This is a genomic window from Methylomonas rivi (assembly GCF_024505165.1).
GTDB lineage: Bacteria > Pseudomonadota > Gammaproteobacteria > Methylococcales > Methylomonadaceae > Methylomonas > Methylomonas rivi.
The window spans coordinates 1-15,346 of the sequence record NZ_JANIBK010000034.1 but is presented as its reverse complement, the minus strand read 5'-3'; the positions used below and the strand labels follow the sequence as shown (position 1 = coordinate 15,346).

16 protein-coding genes and 1 pseudogene are annotated in these 15,346 nt (G+C 51.6%); 9 read left to right on the top strand and 8 right to left on the bottom strand.

Annotated elements, in window-relative coordinates; genetic code table 11:
• Nucleotides 1–252: 252 nt before the first annotated feature.
• Genes NP596_RS08680 through NP596_RS08665 form a run of 4 tightly spaced genes read left to right on the top strand, consistent with a single transcriptional unit; the run spans nucleotide 253 to nucleotide 2,739 of the window.
• On the top strand, nucleotides 253–1,005 hold the full coding sequence (locus tag NP596_RS08680) for a MotA/TolQ/ExbB proton channel family protein (RefSeq protein ID WP_256614922.1): 753 nt from the start codon (nucleotides 253–255) through the stop codon (nucleotides 1,003–1,005).
• A gap of 2 nt (nucleotides 1,006–1,007) precedes the next feature.
• Nucleotides 1,008–1,886 carry a MotB family protein gene (locus tag NP596_RS08675; RefSeq protein ID WP_256614921.1) on the top strand — a complete coding sequence of 293 codons (879 nt, stop codon included), beginning with the start codon at nucleotides 1,008–1,010 and terminating at the stop codon, nucleotides 1,884–1,886.
• A gap of 17 nt (nucleotides 1,887–1,903) precedes the next feature.
• The gene (locus tag NP596_RS08670) at nucleotides 1,904–2,500 is read left to right on the top strand and encodes a PilZ domain-containing protein (RefSeq protein ID WP_256614920.1); all 597 of its coding nucleotides are present in this window, start codon (nucleotides 1,904–1,906) and stop codon (nucleotides 2,498–2,500) included.
• Nucleotides 2,501–2,553: 53 nt separating this feature from the next.
• Complete coding sequence (locus NP596_RS08665; RefSeq protein ID WP_256614919.1) at nucleotides 2,554–2,739, top strand: hypothetical protein; 186 nt, start codon at nucleotides 2,554–2,556, stop codon at nucleotides 2,737–2,739.
• A 58-nt stretch (nucleotides 2,740–2,797) separates the two neighbouring features.
• Here the strand turns inward: NP596_RS08665 and NP596_RS08660 are convergent, their stop codons facing one another.
• The 3 genes from NP596_RS08660 to NP596_RS08650 are packed head-to-tail and all read right to left on the bottom strand — an operon-like array spanning nucleotide 2,798 to nucleotide 6,577.
• Nucleotides 2,798–3,517, bottom strand: coding sequence for a glycoside hydrolase family protein (locus tag NP596_RS08660; protein ID WP_256614917.1), 720 nt, complete (start codon nucleotides 3,515–3,517; stop codon nucleotides 2,798–2,800).
• Between the two features lie 57 nt (nucleotides 3,518–3,574).
• The gene (pntB, locus tag NP596_RS08655) at nucleotides 3,575–5,011 is read right to left on the bottom strand and encodes a Re/Si-specific NAD(P)(+) transhydrogenase subunit beta (protein ID WP_256614916.1); all 1,437 of its coding nucleotides are present in this window, start codon (nucleotides 5,009–5,011) and stop codon (nucleotides 3,575–3,577) included.
• A gap of 12 nt (nucleotides 5,012–5,023) precedes the next feature.
• Nucleotides 5,024–6,577 (bottom strand): Re/Si-specific NAD(P)(+) transhydrogenase subunit alpha, encoded by a 1,554-nt coding sequence (locus NP596_RS08650; protein ID WP_256614915.1) that lies wholly within the window; start codon nucleotides 6,575–6,577, stop codon nucleotides 5,024–5,026.
• A 158-nt stretch (nucleotides 6,578–6,735) separates the two neighbouring features.
• Between NP596_RS08650 and NP596_RS08645 the strand changes: the two genes are divergently transcribed.
• The 4 genes from NP596_RS08645 to NP596_RS08630 are packed head-to-tail and all read left to right on the top strand — an operon-like array spanning nucleotide 6,736 to nucleotide 10,263.
• Complete coding sequence (locus NP596_RS08645) at nucleotides 6,736–7,668, top strand: diguanylate cyclase (protein WP_256614914.1); 933 nt, start codon at nucleotides 6,736–6,738, stop codon at nucleotides 7,666–7,668.
• The gene (locus NP596_RS08640) at nucleotides 7,665–8,594 is read left to right on the top strand and encodes a hypothetical protein (protein ID WP_256614913.1); all 930 of its coding nucleotides are present in this window, start codon (nucleotides 7,665–7,667) and stop codon (nucleotides 8,592–8,594) included. Before NP596_RS08645 ends, NP596_RS08640 begins: the two co-directional genes overlap by 4 nt.
• Nucleotides 8,591–9,271, top strand: coding sequence for an HAD family hydrolase (locus NP596_RS08635; protein WP_256614912.1), 681 nt, complete (start codon nucleotides 8,591–8,593; stop codon nucleotides 9,269–9,271). The genes NP596_RS08640 and NP596_RS08635 overlap by 4 nt, the downstream gene beginning before the upstream one ends.
• 32 nt (nucleotides 9,272–9,303) lie before the next feature.
• A complete protein-coding gene (locus NP596_RS08630) occupies nucleotides 9,304–10,263 on the top strand; it encodes a beta-ribofuranosylaminobenzene 5'-phosphate synthase family protein (RefSeq protein ID WP_256614911.1) in 960 nt (319 codons plus the stop codon).
• A gap of 6 nt (nucleotides 10,264–10,269) precedes the next feature.
• Here NP596_RS08630 and soxZ read toward each other — a convergent pair whose 3' ends face one another.
• Together soxZ and NP596_RS08620 are read right to left on the bottom strand one after the other, a co-directional pair.
• Nucleotides 10,270–10,584 carry a thiosulfate oxidation carrier complex protein SoxZ gene (soxZ, locus tag NP596_RS08625; protein ID WP_256614910.1) on the bottom strand — a complete coding sequence of 105 codons (315 nt, stop codon included), beginning with the start codon at nucleotides 10,582–10,584 and terminating at the stop codon, nucleotides 10,270–10,272.
• Nucleotides 10,584–11,024 carry a thiosulfate oxidation carrier protein SoxY gene (locus tag NP596_RS08620; protein ID WP_256614909.1) on the bottom strand — a complete coding sequence of 147 codons (441 nt, stop codon included), beginning with the start codon at nucleotides 11,022–11,024 and terminating at the stop codon, nucleotides 10,584–10,586. The genes soxZ and NP596_RS08620 overlap by 1 nt, the downstream gene beginning before the upstream one ends.
• Before the next feature lie 137 nt (nucleotides 11,025–11,161).
• On the opposite strand from NP596_RS08620, the gene NP596_RS08615 reads away from it, so the two are divergent.
• Complete coding sequence (locus tag NP596_RS08615) at nucleotides 11,162–11,356, top strand: hypothetical protein (protein ID WP_256614908.1); 195 nt, start codon at nucleotides 11,162–11,164, stop codon at nucleotides 11,354–11,356.
• A gap of 583 nt (nucleotides 11,357–11,939) precedes the next feature.
• Here the strand turns inward: NP596_RS08615 and NP596_RS08610 are convergent.
• The 3 genes and pseudogenes from NP596_RS08610 to NP596_RS08600 all read right to left on the bottom strand — a co-directional run.
• A complete protein-coding gene (locus tag NP596_RS08610; protein WP_256614907.1) occupies nucleotides 11,940–13,607 on the bottom strand; it encodes a hypothetical protein in 1,668 nt (555 codons plus the stop codon).
• Complete coding sequence (locus NP596_RS08605; protein ID WP_256614906.1) at nucleotides 13,595–14,890, bottom strand: P-loop NTPase fold protein; 1,296 nt, start codon at nucleotides 14,888–14,890, stop codon at nucleotides 13,595–13,597. The genes NP596_RS08610 and NP596_RS08605 overlap by 13 nt, the downstream gene beginning before the upstream one ends.
• A gap of 203 nt (nucleotides 14,891–15,093) precedes the next feature.
• Nucleotides 15,094–15,346: pseudogene (locus tag NP596_RS08600) on the bottom strand (REP-associated tyrosine transposase); the annotation flags it as partial.

Below are 15,346 nucleotides of genomic sequence, written 5' to 3'. Positions count from 1 at the left end.
TTAAGCAATAGTTTACGCGCGCATCGGCGGTATCGGCGGCACTGCATGAATCCCTTTAAATACGGAAAACGACAGGCCCGGATATACGATAGGCCCTTTATCGAGATTGGCTTTGGGCTTACCCTACAAGATAAGCCGGCCTATTTCAATGCCGGCTTACCAAGCGGATCGACAGGAATGCTGCGGAAACTTGTTAATTCGGCTATCCTGATAGGGTTTTGAATAACAGTATTACGAGAGAGGTGATAACAAGTGGATTTAGCAACTTTACTAGGGTTTATAATTGCTAATGTGATTATTACCGCCGCGATTCTGACCGGCGGCAGCATCATGCTGTTCATCGATGTGCCGTCTATTTTGATCGTATTCGGCGGTACGTTTGGGGTTTCCTTGATGCGTTTGCCTATCGCCGATTTTCTGCGTTCATTTGGCGTGGTGGGCAGGGCTTTCATGAACAAGAAGGTCGACCCTAATGTGTTAATAGAAGAAGCCGTAACACTGGCCGATATGGCCCGTAAAAACGGCTTGCTGGCGCTGGAATCGGCAGAAGTGACCGATCCGTTCATGAAAAAAGGCATCCGCTTGTGCGTAGACGGCTATAACCCGGAGTTCGTCAAAAATTTACTGCAACAAGACATCGATTTGATGGTAAGCCGTAACGAAGTCGGGCAGGGCATGTGGAAGGGGGTGGCCGACTTGGCGCCGGCGATGGGTATGATAGGCACGCTAGTGGGTCTGGTGCAGATGTTGGCGAACATGTCCGATCCGTCGGCGATCGGGCCGGCCATGGCGGTTGCTCTGCTGACCACGCTGTATGGGGCGATGATAGCCAACGTGTTCGCGTTGCCGATGATAGACAAATTGGCCAGCGTGCAGAATTACGAAAAAGCCAATAAAGAGTTGGTGATGAATTTTATTGCCAATCTGCAGGAAGGCACCAATCCCAAGGTTTTAAAAACCTTGCTGAATACTTATGTGGCCGAGAAAAAACGCCAGGAGGAATAAACATGTCCGATTGTCCGAAATGTCCTCCCGTTGGGGCGCCGATGTGGTTGGCGACTTTTGCCGACCTGATGTCCTTGTTGATGTGCTTTTTTATTTTACTGTTGTCCATGGCCAGCATGGACGTGGTCAAATTCAAAAAGGTTGCCGACTCCTTAAAAGAAGCCTTCGGCGTGCAGCGGGAAATGCAGGTCGATCAAATTCCGATGGGCACCAGCATCATCGAACAGCACTTCAGCCCGGGCCAGGTGCAGCAGACGCCCATGGAGGAAATTCGACAATCCACGGAGGAGGAAAAGGAAAAAATAGACACGCCCGAAGATATGGAGATAGCCAAGCAAAAAGTCATCGAGGCCAAACTGGAAGAAATCAAAGCCGAGGCCGATAAAATTAAGAAAGAATTGCAATCGGAAATCGACCAAGGCTTGGTGACGGTGGAAACCAACGGTTTCCGTATCGTGATCCGCATTAACGAAAAAGGTTCGTTTTCTTCCGCCAGCGCGGTTTTGCAGCCGGGTTTCGAACCGGTCATGGATAAAATAACTCAATCGGTTACGGAATCGAAAGGCAAGGTAATCGTGGCCGGCCATACCGACGACATTCCGATTAAAACCATTATGTACCGCTCCAATTGGGAGTTATCGTCCTCGCGTGCCGTGACCGTGGCGCAATACATGCTGGAAAAACAACAAATCGATCCCAACCGGTTTTTAATCGAGGGACATGCCGATACTCATCCTCTGGCGCCGAACGATTCGCCGCAAAACCGTGCCGTTAACCGGCGGGTGGAAATTGTGATTGCACAGGACGAAGCGCTGTTGAATGACCGGAACCAAACCGTGCAAACCATTCAAACCGATACCACTACAGACAAAACACCTTAAGCCCAGGAATTTTTATTATGCTTAATGCAACACCCGAAAGACGGCGATTTTTCAGAATAAACGATACGGTTAGCTTGTCTTATCGACAAATCGATGAGGCAACCGCCGGTTTGGGGCTGAAATCCACCGGCCTGATTAGCAGCGAGTTTTCGCTGGCGGCCACTTTAGACGTATTGTCGCAAGAAGCTCTGCGCATCATGCAGCGCTTGGAAAAACAGAACCCCGAGTTTTTGGAGCTGTATCGTATCCTGGATGCAAAGGTGAATGCCGTGGCACAGGCTGTTATGTTTGTGGGTTGCAATGTCAACGCCCAAAATTGTCAGGACGTCAATTTAAGCGCTTCCGGTTTGGCCTTTGATCAAGCGGAGCCCTTGGACGTAGGACAAAATTTGGCTATTGAGATTTACCTGCCGACTACCCTGGCTTTGATTTTGGTATATGGTCGTGTGGTGAGTTGCCGGGCTAGCGATACAAAGCCGGACACAGCTGAAAAGTATACCGTCAGCGTCGATTTTACCCATGTCCGGGAAGAGGATCAGGAGTTGTTGATCAAACATGTGGTGCGCATGCAGTGGCAACAATTGCGGGAAAGTAAAGCCAAGCCTGAATTCTAAACAGCCGCATTGAATGGCAATATTGTTGCTGAAACGATGAGCCGGAAAAAACCATGAAACATTACAATGAAGATTGTTCGTTATGCAAGGTCATGAGAAGCATGGCATTTAGCGGTGTAGGCATGGGCATCGGTGCAGGGGCAGCCTATCTGTTGGGCGCCAGCAAGGAAAATATGGTGTATTCGGGGATAGTCGTGTCGGCCATGCTGATATTAGGCTTGACCGGACGAAAAAAATGACAGCCCTTGCCGCGCAAGCGGCGCGCCGGCAAACTTGGCGCTTGCCGGCCGGCCCGACTTAGGTTTGATGCACATTTAAAAAATCCATGGCAACCCAGCCGTCAATCGCGCCGTCGCCTTCCGCATCGATGGCGGCCCAACCGTCTTTTTCCCTAAGCACATAAACCTGCGCATCCTTGGGTAACAATTTTAGAACCTCGAATTGCGTGCCGGCGCCGCTACGAACGCGCAGTCCGTCGCGGGCGGCGACGCTGTAAATCGTGCGCGAATCGTCGGCATGCACAATCTGCGGCATATCGCGGGTATTGAGAAAGTCGTCGCCGTTATCGGCATCCAGCCACAATTCGCCTTCCGCCGCCCGGCGTTTGACCAGACCGGGCAATGCCACTTTTTTACCGGTTTTGGGGTTTAAAGCTTTTACCCATTTGCTCAATTCGCTGGGCACGCAGTCGTAGTCGCCATTGTTGAGGCGGCGCAACAAGGTGCTGGATAACAAACTGCCAATGCCGGCATTGAACACGAAACTGGCCAAGGCCGCGAACTGGTTGTCGTGCAAGGGTACCCGGACATATTTCTCGACTTGTTCGCCGCATTGGCCCAAGTCTTGTTCCAACAGTTTGTCGGCCTCCGCCTCGGTGATCTTGTCGCCTTTCTTGACGCCCTTGGTGTGGCCGTAACCTATGGTCCACACTCCGGCCGGACACAGATAGGCCTCCAATTTTAAACCTTCAAACTTTTGTACCAGTTCGATACCCGCCGAATTTATTTTTCTTGCCATGATATATGCTCCTGACCGATGGGAGACAGGGTATTAAGCCCGTGCCACCCCCGTGAACTATTCTTGCAGAGCCTTGAGTAAAGCCTGCAGCCTGTCGTTGGCGTCCCCGAACAGCATGCGGGTATTTTCGTGGACGAACAATGGGTTGCCCACGCCGGCGTAACCGGACGCCATGCTGCGCTTCATGACAATCGTGGTGCCGCTTTTCCAGCATTCCAACACCGGCATGCCGGCAATCGGGCTGTTAGGGTCGTCCAGTGCCGAAGGGTTGACGATATCGTTGGCGCCAATCACGATGGACACATCGACGTCGGGGAAATCCGCATTGATTTCATCCATTTCCAGCACGATGTCGTAAGGTACCTTGGCCTCCGCCAATAACACATTCATGTGGCCCGGCATGCGGCCGGCAACGGGATGAATGGCAAAGCGGACTTTTTTGCCCTGGCCGATCAATAATTTGGTGATTTCATTCACGGTATGTTGCGCCTGAGCCACGGCCATGCCGTAACCGGGAATGATGACGATGTTTTTGGAGTCGCGCAGCAGTTGCGCGGTTTCCTCGGCTTCGATAGGCTGGACTTCGCCTTCCACTTCCGCGGCTGCGCCGCCGCCGACGCTACCGAAACCGCCTGCAATCACGCTGAGGAAATGCCGGTTCATCGCCCGGCACATGATGTAACTCAAGATAGCGCCGCTACTGCCGACCAGTGCGCCGGTTACGATCAGCAAATCGTTGCTGAGCATGAAGCCCGTGGCCGCCGCGGCCCATCCGGAATAGCTGTTCAGCATCGATACCACCACCGGCATGTCGGCGCCGCCGATGGCCATGACCATGTGAATGCCGAATACTAGCGCAATGACCGTCATCAGCAGCAAGGCCAAAACAGGGCCGTTGAAGATGGAGTTGTCGAATAGGTGGTTGCCGAATATCGGCGTGCCGGTTTCATTGCTGACTAAAAATTGTTGCCCCAGAATCACGGTGGCGATCAGCAGCAGCAGGTTCAACCAATGGCGGGCGGGGAGTAACACCGGTTTGCCGGTGATTTTGCCGCAAAGCTTGCCGAAGGCGATCACCGAGCCGGAGAATGTCACCGCGCCGATAAAGATGCCGATATAGATTTCCAGCTCGTGTATGGTTTCTTCGACGCCGGTCAACACGATGCCGTGATCCATGAAGCTGGCGTAACCGACCAGCACCGCCGCCATACCAACCAAGCTGTGCATCAGCGCGACCAGCTCCGGCATTTGCGTCATTTCCACCCGGGCGGCGGCAAAGGCGCCGATCGAGCCGCCGATCAACAAGGCGCCGGCCAGGATCGCATAGGCGGTGACGTGGCCGCCGGCTATGGTAGCGAGTATGGCAATCGCCATGCCCAGCATGCCGTAGTAGTTGCCTCGGCGGGCCGTTTCCTGGTTGCTGAGGCCGCTTAAACTCAAAATGAACAGAATCGATGCCGCGATGTACGACATGGTGACTAAGCCTTGTGACATGTGTATTTCCCCTTATTTTCTGAACATTTCGAGCATGCGGCGGGTGACCAGAAAGCCGCCGGCGATGTTGATGGCGGCAATCAGGATCGCCACCCCGGACAGGACGGTGATGACCAAATTGTCGGGTGTCGATACTTGCAGCAATGCGCCGATGACGATGATGCCGCTGATGGCGTTGGTGACGCTCATCAAGGGCGTATGCAGGGAGGCCGACACGTTCCAGATCACCTGGTAGCCGATAAAACAGGCCAGCACGAAGACGGTAAAGTGTTCCAGAAACGAATGCGGCGCCACGGCGCCGATGCCGAACATCGCCGCGCCGGCCAGCAATATCGGCAGCACCTGCGACAGCAAGGATTTCGGTTTTGCGGTTTTGACTTCAACCGCCGGCGCTTCGGTCAGCGGCTTGTGGGAACCGGTCAATTTGGGTGGGGGCGGCGGCCAGGTGATGGCGCCTTCCTTGATTACGGTGGCGCCGCGTATGACTTCATCCTCCATATTGACGTTGAGTACGCCGTCCTTGCTTGGGCATAGGTCGGTCAGCAAGTGGCGCAAGTTGGTGGCATATAACTGGCTGGATTGATTGGCCAGCCGGCTGGGGAGATTGGTATAGCCGATGATGGTGACATCGTGCTTCACCACGATTTGGTCTTTTTCGGTCAATGCGCAGTTGCCGCCTTGCTCGGCGGCCAAGTCGACGATGACGCTGCCGGGCTTCATGGATTTCACCATGCCGGCGGTAATCAGTTCCGGTGCGGGTTTGCCGGGAATCAGCGCGGTGGTAATGATAATGTCCACTTCCATGGCTTGGCGGGCGAACAAAGCCATTTCCGCTTCGATAAACTCCTTGGACATGGTTTTGGCGTAGCCGCCGCTGCCCGAGCCGTCTTCCTGGAAGTCCAGCATCAGGAATTCGGCGTCCATGCTTTCGATTTGCTCTTTCACTTCCGGGCGGGTATCGAAGGCGCGAACGATGGCGCCCATGCTTTTGGCGGCACCGATGGCGGCCAGACCGGCCACGCCGGCGCCGATCACCAAAACCTTGGCCGGCGGAACCTTGCCGGCCGCGGTGATTTGGCCGGTAAAAAAGCGGCCGAAATGCTGGGCGGCTTCGACGATTGCCCGGTAACCGGCGATATTGGCCATCGAGCTTAAAGCATCCATTTTTTGCGCGCGCGACATCCGCGGTATGCTGTCCATGGCCAACACCGTGACGTTTTTCGCCGCCAATTGCCGCATCAGGTTTTCGTTTTGGGCCGGCCAGATGAAGCTGATCAGATGCTGGCCTTCGTGCATGAATTCCACTTCATCGATCGCCAATTCCGGGTGGCGCTCCGGCGCTCTGACCTTCATAATAATATCGGCTTCCTTCCAAACGGATTTCGCATCCGGCAGGATGGTTACGCCCGCTTCCCGATAGGCCTCGTCGCTGATATTGGCCGATAACCCGGCGCCGCTTTCGATACACATTTCAAAGCCGAGTTTGATAATTTTATCGGCGGCTTCGGGCGTGGTGGCAACGCGCTTTTCACCTTCGTGGATTTCTTTGGGTACGCCAATTTTCATGATAGCTCCTTATAGGGTCGGGCATGAGTCGATTAGTTTGCTATGCTTTCTTCTTCTTACTTTGAGAATAGGGGATTGGATTGCTTTTATCAATCGTTTTCTAAATCGGCAAAAATTTTAGATGAGAATTGGTTTAACGGAATGGAAAATTATTAAACATGAAAATTTTGGTTGTGGATGACAGCAAAACCATCAGGATGTTGGTGGCCGAATGCCTTAAATCGTTGGGGCATGAAGTTGCCTATGCCGAAAATGGCGCGGATTGTCTGCAGTTCGTGGCGGATCACGCCGTGGACTTGATACTTATGGATGTTGAGATGCCGTCCATCAACGGCATCGAAGCCACTAAAGCGATTCGGGAAATCAAAAAAGACGACTGGTTTCCGATTATTTTTCTCACCACTCACAGCGATGACGATTCGTTTGCCGACGGTATTTTGGCCGGCGGCGATGCATACCTGTTGAAGCCGCTCAACCCATTGCGCTTACAATTGACGGTGATTGCGATGGAACGCATTTACCTGATGCGGCAAAAGCTGTTCAATACGCAAACAGCGCTGCAAAATGCCAATTTGGAGCTGGAACGCATCTCGCTGTTCGATCAATTAACCGGTCTGGCCAACCGACGGAATTTCGACAATACCCTGGAAAGACAGTTTGCCTGGGCCAAACGCAGCAAATCCCCTTTGTCGGTGATTATGGGCGACGTGGATTATTTTAAACTATTCAACGATTGTTACGGCCACCCGGCGGGCGATGAATGCTTAAGCCAAGTCGGCCGTATAATAGCGGCACAGGTGAAGCGTCCGATCGACTTGGCCTGCCGCTATGGCGGCGAAGAATTCACGGTGATTTTGCCGGAAACCAATCTGCAAGGCGCCCGCACGGTAGCCGAGATGATCAGGTGGGCGGTTTTTGAGCGGCATATTCCCCATGCCGGCTCCAATGCGAGCGATAGGGTCAGCATGAGTTTGGGCGTGGCCACCTATACGGGGCAGTATCACAGCGGTCCCGACGTTACCAAGGCCGCGGATGGAGCTCTTTATAACGCAAAACGCAACGGTCGCAATCGGGTAGAGGTGGCGGTATGACGTATAAAGCCAAGGATTTTGTGTTAACCGAACAGGGTTTATTGTTTGCCGTGGTAGCCGATGGGCTTGAATATGGCAAGGTTCGCTGTTTTTTACGTTACCTATACCGGAGTGGCCAATGGCAAAAAGTGGGCACCGACCAAGCCAATGCTTTTTTACGGGCGCATTTTCCGGAATATTTGCATTACTCGACGGTGCTGGACACCCATTTGCATGCGGTTGACGAGGCGCTGGTGAGTCAACATTTTCAGCCCCGGCAGGTTTTGCAAGCATTGCTGCAAGAGGAAACCGGCGACCCGGTAATAAAAGATTTGCGCAATTTGTGCGCGCTGCTGCAAGCCAATCATTTGGAACTTTGCCAATTCGGGGTGACCGGGTCTATTTTGGTCGGCATGCAGAACCATGCCTCCGATATGGATCTGGTGTGTTACGACCGCGCCACGTTCCATCGGGCCAGAAACATTATTCAGGCCCTGATTGCGAAGGATCAATGTCAGGCGCTAAACGATGACGATTGGCTTAGCGCCTATCAACGCCGTGCCTGCGACTTTGCGCTGGACGATTACATCTGGCATGAACAACGCAAGTACAATAAAGCTATTTTTAATCGGCGCAAGTTCGATTTATCGCTGAGTTTGCCTGCCGCTGTCGAAGATGACAGACAATTTCAAAAAGCCGGTTTCGTCCGCATTCGGGCCGAGGTTATCGACGATAGCCTCGGTTTCGATTATCCGGCCGAATTCGTTATCGATCATCTTGAAATTGCCAGCGTGGTTTGTTTTACCGCGACCTATGTCGGCCAAGCCAAGGTAGGCGAACGGATCGAAGCGGCCGGACAATTGGAAATAGACCAACAAGGCCGCCGCCGTGTCGTGGTCGGCTCCACCCGGGAAGCCATAGGCGAATTCATTCGAGTTTTGCGGTGACGCCCGCGCCGCCTTTTCAAGCCGTTATTTTCGACATGGACGGTTTGGTGTTGGACAGCGAGTCCGGTTATTTCGCGGCCTGGCAACAGGCGGCGGCTGACATGGGATACCGCCTGGATCGGGCGTTTTGCACGGCGCTATCGGGATCGCACGGTCAGGAAATCGGCCGGCGATTATTGGCGCTCTACGGGGCGGATTTCGAACTTGAGCGGTTTTACCGGCTGAGCGGCCGATATTGGCGAGAACACGTACGGCAAACGGGCATACCGGTCAAACCGGGATTCGCCGAGGCCTTGCAACGGGTCAGGGATTTGCGCCTGCCTTACTGTCTGGCCACTAACAGCCGCCGCGCCGATGCGGAACAGTGCCTGGCCTGGGCGGGGCTGGATGGGGTGTTTGCCCATCTGCTTGCCCGCGAGGATGCCGCTCGCCCCAAGCCCGCCGCGGACATTTTTATCAAAGCCGCCGAAGCGGTAAATGCCCCGCCGCGATTATGCCTGGTGCTGGAAGATTCGCCTACCGGGGTGAAAGCAGCGGTGGCGGCCGACTGCGTTTGTTTGTTCGTTCCATCGGTTTTGCCGGCAGACACCGAAGCGTCCGAGTTGGCGTACAGAGTGCTGCCCGATCTGTCGGCCGCGGCGGATTTTATCTCGGCTGCATTTGCCGATCCGCTATAATGCCGGCTGATTTTTGATACGGAATTGAGGTTGTGAAACGGCACTACGAAAAAGTCACTGTTTTGGCGCCCGCGCGTTTGCACATGGGGTTCATCGATTTGAGCGGCGAGCTCGGCCGGCATTTCGGCAGTATCGGTCTGGCGCTGAACGACATTAATACCCGTCTTACAATCGTGCCCGCACAGGCCTTGACAGTGAACGGCCCTTGCGCGGACCGCGCGTTAAAGGCCGCCCGGCAACTCTGCCGACAGCTGAATTTATCCGAAAATATTCGAATCGATCTGGCAAGCGCCATTCCGGAACACATAGGTCTGGGTTCCGGCACTCAAATGTCGTTGGCGATTGGCGCCGGTTTGAATGCGTTTTACGATTTGGGTTTGAGCGTGCGGGATATGGCCCGGCTGACAGATCGCGGCGCCCGTTCCGGCATCGGCATCGGCGTTTTCGAACAGGGCGGGCTGGTGGTTGACGGCGGCCGCGGTCCGGATACGGAAACTCCGCCGCTGCTGTCGCAAATGCCGGTGCCGGAAAGCTGGCGGTTTATTCTGGCTTTCGACCGCCGCGGACAGGGGCTGCACGGTGCGCAAGAAGTCAGCGCATTTACGCAACTGCCGGCTTTTCCGCGTTCGGAGGCGGAACGTTTGTGCTATCTGCTTTTGATGCGTGCCTTGCCTGCGTTGGCGGAACAAAACTTGGCGCTGTTCGGCGAGGTGATTACCGAATTGCAGGCCACCGTCGGCCAACATTTCGCGCCCGTGCAGGGCGGTATCTTCACCAGCCCGGAAGTGGAGGCCGCCATGAATTGGCTGCAACAACACGGAGCGGTGGCGGTGGGCCAGACTTCTTGGGGTCCCACCGGTTTTTGCGCCGTCGCGACACCGGCGGCGGCCGAGGCCCTGCTGGCCGATTTGCAAGCCAGGTTTACTTCCGAATATCTAAGCTTCAAGGTGGCGAGCGCCCGCAACAAAGGCGCCGAAGTGGCCCGGGTTTAATTCCGCTTAGTCGATAAAATGCTCGGCGCTATCGCTAAAGCCGAGGTTGTCGATCCAACGCACCGTCAGCCGGTTGCCTGTCAAGCTGTTTTTCAAGCGAACGGTAAAAAAAGGATTCGTCGACATACTGCCGCCCAGTTCGGCAGCCATGATCACTTTACCGTTAAGTTCGATGACCCATTCGCGGATGAAATGGGCCGGGATCAAGACACCGGTAACGGGATCGCGGTTGCGGCCGTTTTCCATGGGGTGGCTCAGCAGCAATTTGATTTCCGTATAGCCGTCCATCTGCTGGCTCCTGATTTTTATACTCGATGCCATCACCCTGTCCCGCAGCCGCCTTGCATCACCTTTACCCAGCGCTGAGCGCGCAGCAGGCGTTCGCCTTGTTGAGCCACCACCACCACGTGGCAACTTTCCGCCATTTTGATGCGCGCGGTTAAATAAACCGCCAACGACGCATCCCATTCCAATTTCGCCGCCAGCGGGGTAGGGTTTTTTTCCACCCAGATATACAGACGCTGTATGTCCGGCAGCTCGCTGCTGATAGTGATAGGCACCACTGCGCCGTTTTCGGCTATTTCAGGCAGCAGCAACACTATGGCGTCGGTATCGGCGATAGCGCGGTCGCCGAATAATTGCCGGAAGCGGGTTGTAAAATCGCCCTCGGCAAAATGTTCCGCCGTCCAGCCGGCCAACACTTTTTTTGAACATAAGACGCCGGTAACGGCCGCCGCCATGGCACGGAAGAGAAATTGCAAAAAACGGCGGCGCGGCACGGCTCAAATAACCTTATTAAGATTGATGTAAATCAAAAAATTCCGGACATGCTTTGATAACTTAATCCGCGTTGATTCGTCAACGCCATTTTTAATAAATAACATAAGGAAGGCAGAAAATGAGTGAAGTTCAAGAAAAAGATAATTTCTGGCTCTACATAGCTTTAGCGGTAGTCGTTGCAGTGGGCGCCGTGCTGATGGTTAAAAACGCCGAACACGAAAAATACGCGACGGCGGCAAAAAATATCGCGGCCGATTCAAGCAATTCCGCTTACCGCAACGATGTGCTTCACAACGGCGGCAATACAAAATAGATTTTCCATAAAGGCACGGGAAAAGTCGCTTTTCCCGTGTTCCTCACGGCCGATTCGCTTTACACCAGCGTTAAAAATGGGTAAGCGTAAGGATTCGTGCGAAAATTGGCAATAATAGTAGTTAAGAACATACGATTTATGTAGCTACGGTGCGTATTCCGATCGCCAACTCGTCACCGATTCTGCTACAAATCCAGCCAGATTTTGAATGCCTTGGAACGGCCGAGGCTGTGTAAAAACGCAAAAATGAAATTCAAAAATTAAATTTTGCCCCACTGATTTGATTATTTAATACCTCCGATAAACAATCTTTTCCACATCAGCTACGAAAATGGCGCAAGAAAAGATTAGATTTTCCACCATCTTTTGAGATTTTACGTTTTTACACAGCCTCGGCCAGAAGCAGACAGATGGTTTTTCTGACGAAGGTCTGCTGATTGATCTACAGCCGCCAGCCGTAATCCCAAAAATGTACGACCGCCTATAGGTTGTGCCGAGCCACGCGAGGCCCAACGACTGCAAACGGTGCGCCCGACAGCAGCACCCTATATTCTGCGCACCTTATGACCTTATTCTTTGTGTTTTAGGGCGTACTAACCATCCTATCAAGTGTTTCAAATACATATGGTAGATCCTCGGAATATGTTGCTATGTAATTTAGCGTCACAACTCGCCTATCTTCAGCTGGCAAATTTCTCTCTTTTATCTTCTGACCAAAGTTAGTCCAATAGCGCTTGAGCTCTTCGGGATCGAGTCCAGCCGCCAAACTCGTTTCAGTGGCTGCGTACCCTTCCTTACCGTGATCAGCGCCAAAATAACTACTGCTTAAACTACGCAAGCAATAATCAGCAAAATGGAAAATATTTATATCGCTATCAGGATTGAAGCAAACTCCGAAGATGTAGTTGTTCATTTTGCGGCTAATGCCACCTGCATCCGAATTTCCTGACTCATCATACAAACCACAGCCCGCGCCCGAACCGTTTGGATATTCCCTATTGGTAAGCTGGTAAAGAACAAAACTCTTTACTGCTGAACGGGTACCCAATAATAGATCAGACAGTTGGTTGGATTCGTCACTTTCAGAGTCTTGCGCTTTTAGCCAAATTTCTAAATCTCCAAAGAAAGCGTTGTCTGGAGTATTGTCAACATCGGTAAGGAAGTTACGACTTTGATCAATATAGGTTTCTCGAAAATATTGAAAGATTCTCTGCGATAGTCCTCGCATGCCATTTAAAGCCAGCAAGGAAATTACCCCGTCGGTTGGTAAGTGCTTATCGTCATGAACTATCAACGCCCTGTGGAGATTGTATGTCTGGCCTTGCCTGTCTGCAGAACAATGGAGCCTGAAAACCATTAAGTCGTTCCATCCAAGTACGCCCCGATTAGCTGATGTTAGTAATTGAATTAGTCCCCTACCGAAGAAATAACCTTCACCGTAGATACGCTGAGCAATTTCGACGACGTTTTCCGAAGTGTTGTTTAATCTTCTTCCATCGGTACGCCCCCAACCCGCTCGATCAAAGAGATAGATTAGATAGTAGATAGAACTCCTCCTAAGTGCCCAATTTTGTTCCCAATTTTGGCTGTAAACTAGGGAGTATCGGGGGAGGTACTCCACAAGCGTTTTGATCGCGTCCTCGGCAACCGTTTGCGTAAAATCGTAAGATTGATTGATCAAAACCGACCAAAACTTATCGTGGGTAGGCGGGGTTTTCTGTAGCTGGAATTCCGGCTCTTCGAAAATAGAAGCGATAGAGGCACCCTGTTTAACCCGAACCAGAGCATCTTGGTAGAGCTTGAATGTTTCCTGAGGCTCCGGCGTAGCGAATTTAACAATTAGCTTCAGGTATTTCTCAAGGTTTCTGTACTCATCAGCGTTAAAACATGCACGCGAGCTCAGAACACTTTCATTCGTGGGATCAGTATTCATAACACCGAGTACGCTCACGTCGAACAACTGCCGCAACAAGAACTGACTTGTCGAATCGTTGTTGTCGCTTATCGTTTTCTCGAATCCTTCTTTATTGGAAAATTTCACATTCCTCTCGACAACGTCACGTTTTGCTGAGTACACTCCCACCCGACCTTCGGTTTCCTCTGCATAAATTCGACGAAACAAGCCGGGGTAATTAAGATGCAAAAGCATTAGATTGACGAGGTCACGTCGATTGAAATCTGTCTTAGCGAAGTCTGTTTTCTCTATTTGCATCATAAGTGCAGCATTGACGAAACGTTTTAGTTTCCGCATGTCGCCACAATTAGGGGTAAGTATTGGGCGGCTTTCTCTGATGTGAGTATTTCAGCTAATTCGGTGAGGACAGAATCAAGTTTGAGCATGGTATCCGACGGAATAGTCCGAAATGGGTGCTCGTTACTTTTCCAATCTCTACGCAAGAAATCACGGAGCGTAGAGCTTTCCACGAATAGGCTAAATTTGACTGTCACGAACTTCTCAAGGAACTCTCGCGCATTGCCGCCTTCGTCTTTCCCCTTTACTAGGTTCTCAGTGTCATAACACAAGATATAAGTCGCCTGAGACAATTTGAAGGTCCGCCGTATGGTAAACAGTACATTGTTTACCGTTTTGGCATCCAGACGATCTAGGTCATCTATGACCACGATGACCCGCCTACGGATGGTTTTGAGGACACTGTCAATGTCTAACAGTAATTCGTCGATTGTCTCGCTTAAAGGCTCAATAGATAGTCTGAATCCAAAAAGCGAGAGGCCTTTAACCATTCTTGAATATCGGGATGCGGCTGGGTGAAATTCTGGCGCATAAACCTGTTGTTGAATAGTTGCGGTAAGGTCTCGTAAGAAACGTTCAGGCAGATCGGGTTCGGCAGCGTACCGCAACGGCTCAAAACGAAAAACAATTACCGAGTTACCTACCGCCTTCCAATGACGTTCCGCAAGATTAATAAAGCTGGTCTTGCCCGTTCCCCACGGCCCATCAATGCCAAACACAAGACCCGAATGTGCTTCACTAGCCAGAACTGTCTCAGCGAAGTCTTTGGCCTGCCCTTTGATTTGCAGAATGTCTTCCTCCTCGGTGTCGATTTCATCATCTCCAAGGAAGTAGAACTGAGGGGGAGACTTTTTTCCTCGAGAAATGTAAGTTCTGACTAACGGCGACAGGAGAATCAAAACCAGGGCAATCAGTATGATAAGAGCCCAATTAGGGCTCACTCCATCCAAGAATTTTTGGAGTTTCAGTAGCCAGGAAGAGGTCAAAAAGTTTGACCAAACTCCAATTATCGCGAAAGCATAAATATCGAACCGGAAACTGCGGCCAAGGCGAACGATAGAAGACCAGGCACCACGCATAATTGCGTAGATAAGACAGATTATGAGGCAGACGGCAATCCCGGATGCTCGAACAATCCAATCGACGTCAGTTATTATGAAGGCGAATTTTTCGCCTATATGGTAAAAAGCTCGAAAACATCCTGCTAAGAAAAACCAGATTGTAAATACCCGAGCAAACACGAGTAATTCCGGCATCCTCATGGTTTGTTGCGATTCTGGCATCTTCTGTCCCTAAATTACATTGGCTGAGTTCGTATAGTATTTTATATTGTCATTAAGTCAGACATATAGACCATACAATTCGCCATTCTGCAGTAGATGGCCATTTTGGAAGTTAAACCCGACATTCAGATAAATGAACGAACTTCTGCTTGGGGTCGTTAGCCCGTAGGATGCGCCAACCAACGGGCGGCGCATCTTTCGAGTTATTCAATGCCTTCAATATCCAACGGCATAATGCTACCCCAGTTCTCGGGATAAAATCCTTGCTTGACGAAATTATGAAAACTTGAATAAGGCCAGTCCTTTACCGAATTTACCCATTGATGCTTTACCGGATTCCAATGAATATAATCCATGTGACGGCTATAATCTTCTTGATCACGCAAGCCACGTTCCCTTCTAGATTTTCGACTGGCTGAAACTCGTTCCTCTTTTTCGAGACCTTTGGAAAAGGAT

Excerpts from the sequence above, each read along its gene's own strand:
- NP596_RS08675 (WP_256614921.1), top strand. The coding sequence starts at position 1,008 with ATGTCCGATTGTCCGAAATGTCCTCCCGTTGGGGCGCCGATGTGGTTG.
- NP596_RS08670 (WP_256614920.1), top strand. The coding sequence starts at position 1,904 with ATGCTTAATGCAACACCCGAAAGACGGCGATTTTTCAGAATAAACGAT.
- NP596_RS08665 (WP_256614919.1), top strand. The coding sequence starts at position 2,554 with ATGAAACATTACAATGAAGATTGTTCGTTATGCAAGGTCATGAGAAGC.
- NP596_RS08660 (WP_256614917.1), bottom strand. The coding sequence starts at position 3,517 with ATGGCAAGAAAAATAAATTCGGCGGGTATCGAACTGGTACAAAAGTTT.
- pntB (WP_256614916.1), bottom strand. The coding sequence starts at position 5,011 with ATGTCACAAGGCTTAGTCACCATGTCGTACATCGCGGCATCGATTCTG.
- NP596_RS08650 (WP_256614915.1), bottom strand. The coding sequence starts at position 6,577 with ATGAAAATTGGCGTACCCAAAGAAATCCACGAAGGTGAAAAGCGCGTT.
- NP596_RS08645 (WP_256614914.1), top strand. The coding sequence starts at position 6,736 with ATGAAAATTTTGGTTGTGGATGACAGCAAAACCATCAGGATGTTGGTG.
- NP596_RS08640 (WP_256614913.1), top strand. The coding sequence starts at position 7,665 with ATGACGTATAAAGCCAAGGATTTTGTGTTAACCGAACAGGGTTTATTG.
- soxZ (WP_256614910.1), bottom strand. The coding sequence starts at position 10,584 with ATGGCATCGAGTATAAAAATCAGGAGCCAGCAGATGGACGGCTATACG.
- NP596_RS08615 (WP_256614908.1), top strand. The coding sequence starts at position 11,162 with ATGAGTGAAGTTCAAGAAAAAGATAATTTCTGGCTCTACATAGCTTTA.
- NP596_RS08610 (WP_256614907.1), bottom strand. The coding sequence starts at position 13,607 with ATGCGGAAACTAAAACGTTTCGTCAATGCTGCACTTATGATGCAAATA.
- NP596_RS08605 (WP_256614906.1), bottom strand. The coding sequence starts at position 14,890 with ATGCCAGAATCGCAACAAACCATGAGGATGCCGGAATTACTCGTGTTT.